This window comes from Kocuria sp. CNJ-770, from assembly GCF_001942375.1.
Classification (GTDB): Bacteria; Actinomycetota; Actinomycetes; order Actinomycetales; family Micrococcaceae; genus Kocuria; species Kocuria oceani.
In genome coordinates this window covers 31,640-36,524 of the sequence record NZ_MKJW01000096.1, presented here as the reverse complement: position 1 = coordinate 36,524, position 4,885 = coordinate 31,640, and the positions used below count along the sequence as shown (strand labels likewise).

The 4,885-nt window shown below is 59.2% G+C and carries 5 protein-coding genes and 1 pseudogene; 2 read left to right on the top strand and 4 right to left on the bottom strand.

Annotated features, from left to right (window positions below):
• The gene (locus tag BJF77_RS22640; protein ID WP_369821390.1) at window positions 1-105 is read left to right on the top strand and encodes an ATP-binding protein; all 105 of its coding nucleotides are present in this window, start codon (window positions 1-3) and stop codon (window positions 103-105) included.
• A 38-nt stretch (window positions 106-143) separates the two neighbouring features.
• Window positions 144-645: pseudogene (locus BJF77_RS10190) on the top strand (transposase); the annotation flags it as partial.
• A 26-nt stretch (window positions 646-671) separates the two neighbouring features.
• On the opposite strand, the gene BJF77_RS10185 reads toward BJF77_RS10190, so the two are convergent.
• From BJF77_RS10185 to BJF77_RS20050, 4 genes are all read right to left on the bottom strand, one after another.
• Complete coding sequence (locus tag BJF77_RS10185) at window positions 672-1,907, bottom strand: IS110 family transposase (protein WP_075872088.1); 1,236 nt, start codon at window positions 1,905-1,907, stop codon at window positions 672-674.
• A gap of 178 nt (window positions 1,908-2,085) precedes the next feature.
• Entirely contained in the window at window positions 2,086-2,346 is a 261-nt protein-coding gene (locus BJF77_RS20055; protein ID WP_139318521.1) for a hypothetical protein, read from the bottom strand.
• 152 nt (window positions 2,347-2,498) lie between these two features.
• Window positions 2,499-3,269 carry a GDSL-type esterase/lipase family protein gene (locus BJF77_RS10180; RefSeq protein WP_158041234.1) on the bottom strand — a complete coding sequence of 257 codons (771 nt, stop codon included), beginning with the start codon at window positions 3,267-3,269 and terminating at the stop codon, window positions 2,499-2,501.
• Window positions 3,270-3,417: 148 nt separating this feature from the next.
• Window positions 3,418-4,885, bottom strand: a 1,468-nt coding sequence (locus tag BJF77_RS20050; RefSeq protein WP_158041232.1) for an O-antigen ligase, incomplete at its 5' end; no start/stop codon positions are given.

Below are 4,885 nucleotides of genomic sequence, written 5' to 3'. Positions count from 1 at the left end.
ATCGACCGCCTCATCCACCACGCCCACGTACTCACCATGGACGGAGAGTCCTACCGCACCCGCCGCTACACCACCGATGAGGGGTCAGATTTCAGTCGGCGATAGGGGGTCAATGTTCGTTCGGCGTTGACAGCAGGGGGGCGAACCAGCTGTGGCTGACCGACATCACCGAGTACAGCACCGCCGAGGGCAAGCTCTACCTGTGCGCGATCAAAGACGTCTTCTCCGGGTGGATCGTCGGCTACTCCATCGACTCGCGCATGAAGTCCAGACTGGCGGTTCAGGCGCTGCACAACGCGGTCGCGCGCCGCGGGGATATGGCCGGCTGTATCGTCCACTCGGACAGGGGGCAGTCAATTCCGTTCACGGAAATCCGGCCACGCCCTGAACCGGCACGGACTGGCCGGCTCGATGAGCGGGGTCGGTGCGGCCGGGGACAAGGCCGCGATGGAGAGCTTCTTCGCCCTGCTGCAGAAGAACGTCCTCGACCGATGGCCCTGGGCGACCCGGGACGAGCTGCGGATCGCGATCGTCACCTGGAGCGAGCGGACCTGTCACCGACGCCGGCGGCAGGCTCGTCTGGGACGGTTGACCACCATCAAGTACGAGACCATGATGAAGCCCGCCGTGACCCTCGCGGCCTGAGATCCCACCTGATGCTCCTATGCGTGTCAAGCGGCGGTGAGCCAGGCACGGTAGGCGGTGGCCAGTTCCGCGTTGGGGCGTTTGCCGCGTTCGAGTTCGCTCAGCCGGGCAGGTTCTGCACCGATGCTCATCGCGGCTTGGACCAGGGTGGCTCCTCGCTGGTGCCGGAGGTCTCGAAGGTCCTCGGTCGCAGGCACAGGTTCGGGATGGACGATGAGGTGGAAGGCCTCCCGAGCGATCGCACGTTTGAGGCACCGCAGGACGTCCTTCTTCGACTTCCCCTGGGCACGCAGTCGCCCCGCGTAGTTCTTGGTGCGTTCGTCGTTGGACAGGCGCCCCAGGGCGATCTGGTGCAGAGCCCAGTTCGCTTGCCGGTCCCCACCGCGGTTGAGACGGTACCGGTTGGTCTTCCCCGACGACGCCGGGATCGGTGAGGCCCCGCACAGCGCGGCGAAGGATGCCTCCGATCGCAGCCGCTCAGGGTTAGCCCCGGCAGTGACCAGCAGGGTCGCGGTGGGGATCATCCCGTATCCCTTTCTCGCAATCATCGCCGGCGCAGCCTGGCCGACGAGGACACGCAGATCGTCCTCGAGCTCGGTGATCTCCACGGTGAGGTACTGGTGCCGGCGTGCCAGTCGCCGCAGGGCGTGACCGGTCGCCGTGGTCACCGAGCCGGTGGCCGGGCCCGGTCGGGTGGCGGCCAAGGACTCGACCAGGCAACGCTCGTTCAGCCCCTCCCAGCGAGTCCTGATCGCCTCGGGCGCGGTGATCAGCATGCACTTGATCTGGCGGATCACTGCGACCCGGGCCTTGATCGCGCTGCGTCGTACGCCCACCAGTACACGGATCTGCTCGATGATCCCGTCGCCGGTTTTGGCCAGCGGCAGGGTTTCCGGTTCGGCCAGTGTCTGCGCAGCGGCGGCGTAGGCGTCGATCGGATCGGACTTCCCATGCCGGCGTTGGGCCCGTCGCGGCCGGACGATCTCGCGGATCTCGACTGCTTGGGCCATGAGATACCGGGTGAGGCCGGCGCCGTAGGAGCTGGTGCCCTCGATACCGACCAGCCGCATGCTGCCGAAGGACCGGATGAAGGCCAACAGTTGCTTATAGCCCTCCGTTGTTGCGGGGACCTGCAGGTCGCCCAGCCGGGCGCCGGTAACGCTCAGGACCGCGACGTGATGGGTGTCGGCGTGTGTGTCGACGCCGGTGACGACCTCGAGCTCAGGCGAGGAGTCGATGACTGCGGTGATGGGAGTTGTCATGATGGAACCGTGCCTTCTTCACCAAGGGGCACGTCGGCCAGTGGCCGGGCAGACAAGACGTTGACGGGGCGGACCAGGCTCGTATGAAGTCATGCTCGCCTCTGGCCGACCTGCATCGGACAGAGTCTTCGCCACCGACCCGCGGGCGGATCAGTTCCAAGACAAGCACCACTGGCCGTCAGTCACCTACAGAGTCACACGCGCCGGCGACGAAGACAGTTCCATCATCAACGTCACCTATCGGTGCGGCAGTCCCGTGCCCATGGTTGACGACGAGCAGGTCCGGGGTCTCAGGCGCCATGGCCTTGGCGTTTTCGAGCGAGTACTTCGCCGACTGCCCGGAGGCGAACCCGTTCCACACTACGATGGGCTCGCCGGCACCGGGGATGTCGGTGATGGCACTGTACTTGTTGGTGTCGACGTTCCAGGTGTGAATCATGGCGGGTCGCCCCGTCTCCTCGGCCAGACGGCGGATGACGAGCTACACCCACTCGGCGGTCTCGTTGTCGGTCGAGTCCCCCATGACTGTCATGGTCCACGGCTTGGACGCATCTTCCAGCCGAACCACGGCATCTTTGACCGAGGCGAAGGTTACGTGCCGGCGTCCTCAATGGCCTTTTCCAAGGTGTTGCCCAAAATTTTGGCGCCTTCTGCGGTGGGGTGAATGCCGTCCTCGGTCAGACCTTCCTGGTAACGATCCCCGTCTCGGATGCTGGCGGCAGCGTCCACCCACGTCCAGCCTTGCTTCTGCGCGTACTCACGTAGCCGCTCGTTGTACTCAGTGGCCTTCTCTGGCATGTCGTCCTGCGGGAGCACCGACGAGACTACAACGCGCACATTGCCGGCTGTTTTGACTACTTGCTTGAGGTTGTCAGTAATCTCGTCGAACGGCACACCCGCCCGGGTGTCATTCTGACCGGCCAGGATGACGAGGACTTCCGCCCCCTTCACCTCCGTAAAGTTTTCAGCGATGATGCTGGTCTGCGCGCCGCTGTCTGCCCAGCCCCCAACGAATCGAGTGGTGTTCGACTGTGCGTAGTAGACCCACGAGGTGTCCCCGGGGCGACCACCACGGATGTCCAAGCTGTTGCCTTCCGTCGTGGAATCACCAACGACGGCGAACCGGGTGACCTCCTTATTCGCAGCGATCGGAGCGACAGGTGGGGAGTAGGTGACCCCTGCCTCGGAGTTGCGCGCCTCCGCTCGTTCGTATTGCACAGCAACCGCCCCAAGGCCTGCGATGGTCAGGACGCTCAGCCCGATGATGACCTGACTGGCCAGCCGGGTCTCGCGGGCGGACCGAGTGTTCCGCTCGAAGAGTGGCGTCAACTGTTTCCGAAGAAGGCGGGAGGTACGTTGCATACGCATAGATTACCGGGCACCGAGTACACCACGACCGCACATGACACGACGAGAGCCAGGCAGAATCATTCGCAACATACGAGGAGTGAAAGCTCGACCAAAGTATAAACCGTCATGGATGACGAACTCACACCCCTGGCCCCCCGGCCTACCCAACGGACGCGTGTTCAATCTGGGCATTATTGGCGGAATGACTCTCTGTATTGGCAAGACGAGCCAATTTATCCCGGCGCCTTAGGGATACAAAATTGTCTGCGGCTAGTAAATATGTGATCAGGCAAAGACTGTACGCAAAGCCTTTGTCTTCCATGGGCACTCCAAGCATGGCAAGAATAAGAACCATAAATGAAAACGACGCAGCTATTGTTTGTGCTCGAGATCGGACTTTAGTTTTTTTATGGAAGCTCAAAAACCCATAAAGCATGACACCAATTGCACCTATTACCAACACAGCTCCAAAAATTCCAAACTTTGCAAAGAGAAGCATGCCGCTGTCTAACTGAAAGTCAACCGGAGGCTCACCTGGACGGACGCTTTGGAAGGCTTGCCCGAAACCCACACCAAGAAGAGGATTTTCTCTCCAGACAGTGAGACTTATTTCCAATGCACGCCGGCGCATCTGCCCTGACGCATCAGACTCAATCCCACCCTCAATTACTTGCAAGAGGGCTTCCATCCGAGTTTCAAGAAAGTTTCCAGTTGAAATCCGGGCTGAAAGAGATGGCAAAAGAAAGTATGCACCTGAAACCACTAAAAGCAATCCGGGCACTACTCGTGTCCAAGGGAGACGCAGTTTTTGCTTGGCCCCTATGGCCCCTACTAAAGCCAGGACAAGCAACAAGCCAGACCGAGTGCCAGTCACGAGAACTGCTATAAGGCAGAGGGTACCAAACCCTAACCAGATCGCATTAAGCTTGCTGACTCCGTATACAAACCCCACTATTATGCCAAGCCCGCTTAACATCATGGAGAACATCAATATTCTTTCTATACCCAGGATGCTAACTTGACGTACGGCGAGCCAAAATACCGAAAAGCTCAGCGCAGCGAGACCTGTAGCTACAGCCACGAAGATACGAGCATTTTTTGTAGTTGTTTCACGAGCTGCATCCGCTGCGATGAATGGTGAGACCGCAACTAGCACGTATGTGAATGCATCCCTGATCACCCTAGAAGGAGCTTGACCTTGCAATACTGAATATACAACATATAAAATTATGAGGACGGTTAATAATCCGGAGCCTAGAAAAATGGGTCTAAAGGCGGCTTTCGTGCTGGCATGTAAGTACTTAGTGTTACGGATGCTTATGAGGCCAAAAAGGGCAACCATAAGAAAATACGCGGGCTTAAGCGCTGCCGACCAGCCCGATTCAGACTGCATGACCAACATTCCAATTCCAATAAATGCATACAGTCTGAAATTAGAACTTTTTATGGCGATCAGTGCAATAAACATTAGCGCTGGCAGGCTCAAAACAAGCGCAAGACCAACAATGGATTCCTCTAGCACTCCAAAAACTATGAATGCAGTCAAAAGAACCCTGCCGCCATGACAATCGCCATAACATCCACTTTGCTCGTTGAAGAGTAGCTCAAGCGTGACGTATCCTTCATGC

Bases quoted from the DNA above. Each gene is read 5' to 3' on its own strand.
- BJF77_RS10185 (WP_075872088.1), bottom strand. From the start codon at position 1,907: ATGACAACTCCCATCACCGCAGTCATCGACTCCTCGCCTGAGCTCGAG.
- BJF77_RS20055 (WP_139318521.1), bottom strand. From the start codon at position 2,346: ATGATTCACACCTGGAACGTCGACACCAACAAGTACAGTGCCATCACC.
- BJF77_RS10180 (WP_158041234.1), bottom strand. From the start codon at position 3,269: ATGCAACGTACCTCCCGCCTTCTTCGGAAACAGTTGACGCCACTCTTC.